Origin of the sequence: Lysobacter zhanggongensis (genome assembly GCF_046638635.1) — a bacterium.
In the GTDB taxonomy this organism is placed as follows: Bacteria; Pseudomonadota; Gammaproteobacteria; order Xanthomonadales; family Xanthomonadaceae; genus Novilysobacter; species Novilysobacter luteus.
In genome coordinates this window covers 1-760 of record NZ_JBJXHK010000180.1, presented here as the reverse complement: position 1 = coordinate 760, position 760 = coordinate 1, and the positions used below count along the sequence as shown (strand labels likewise).

Here is a 760-nt window from a genome sequence, read left to right as displayed (position 1 = left end):
GGACGCGGCAGCGCTGCCGCACGCCGCCGACGTCGCCCGGCTGGCGGCGATGTGCGCCGCCCGCGGCGAGTTGCTCGCGCCCGAGAAGGTCGAACCGACCTATCTGCGCAACCAGGTCGCGCTGACCCTGGCCCGGCAGCAGGCCCTGCGCGACGCGCGCTGACCCTCCGGCGAGGCCGCCTCCGGCAAGCGCCTAGCGGTCGACCAGCTCGCCGCCCGGCAGGAACGCCCAGGTCCGGGTCACGTGCAGGACGTCCGGGTCGTCGTCGGATTTCGGCAAGGGCGGGTACGGCTCGGCCAGCTGCGCGATGCGCAGCGCTGACGCATCCAGCAACGGAATACCGCTGGACACCACGATGCCGGTGTCCTCGACGCTGCCATCGCGCCGGATCGCGACGCTGATGACCACCTGGCCGGCCAGCCGGCGCCGACGCGCCTCGTCGGGATAGTTGAGGTTGCCCACGCGCTCGACCCGGTCGACCCACTCGCGCAGGTAGCCGGCCCACGCGTACTCGGTGGTGCTGGCCGAGACGAACTTGCGCTTGGGGCGCTTGGCGTACCGCTCCGAGCGCAGGTGGATCTCGGCGGCGAGCCGGGCCATCGCCATGTCGTGGCTGATCTTCTCCTCGCCCGGCGGAAGGGTGCGCTCGTCCGGTGGCGGGGTCGCCTTGGCGGTCGCGGTGTTGGCCTCACCGCGGGTGCTGCTGACCACGCGGGCTTGCGGCGGTGGCTGCGGCGCCGGCGACTGCGCGCGCAGTTC

General features: G+C 73.6%; 1 protein-coding gene and 1 pseudogene. One reads left to right on the top strand and one right to left on the bottom strand.

Annotated elements, in window-relative coordinates; all coding sequences use genetic code 11:
* Positions 1-163 (top strand): annotated as a pseudogene (locus ACKVMH_RS13570) (tRNA (adenosine(37)-N6)-threonylcarbamoyltransferase complex dimerization subunit type 1 TsaB); the annotation flags it as partial.
* Positions 164-193: 30 nt separating this feature from the next.
* On the opposite strand, the gene ACKVMH_RS13565 reads toward ACKVMH_RS13570, so the two are convergent.
* On the bottom strand, positions 194-760 hold a 567-nt coding region (locus ACKVMH_RS13565), incomplete at its 5' end, for an energy transducer TonB (protein WP_412700674.1).